Annotated in this window: 1 protein-coding gene; it reads right to left on the reverse strand. The window is 53.1% G+C overall.

Annotated elements, in window-relative coordinates; genetic code table 11:
- A partial coding sequence (locus CH339_RS25630; protein ID WP_245408198.1) for a DUF3048 N-terminal domain-containing protein occupies nt 1-251 on the reverse strand: 251 nt, incomplete at its 3' end.
- Nucleotides 252-277: the final 26 nt, after the last annotated feature.

Genomic DNA, 277 nt, shown 5'->3' on the forward strand with positions numbered 1-277 from the left:
ACGTTTTTGTATGATGTGTACGAATTATGCGGCGCTTCCCGAAAATCGGCTCTCCAAAACAGGGTCCCGTCGTGATCCATTCCATTGATATGATCGGCGTCGCCGTTCAACAGGCGGTCTTTTGCCCCCGGACTCCAGCCGTGATGCACAAGGATGCTGTCAAAACCGAGAGCCAAATCAATGAAATACTCCCGGGCGCTGCGGACTGGGCCAACCGCTTCAGGCATATCGCTTTGATAGATCGCCAACAATCGTGTGATCGGTCCTTCACTGAGAG

The sequence above is a fragment of the Rhodobium orientis genome (assembly GCF_003258835.1).
GTDB classification, from domain to species: domain Bacteria; phylum Pseudomonadota; class Alphaproteobacteria; order Rhizobiales; family Rhodobiaceae; genus Rhodobium; species Rhodobium orientis.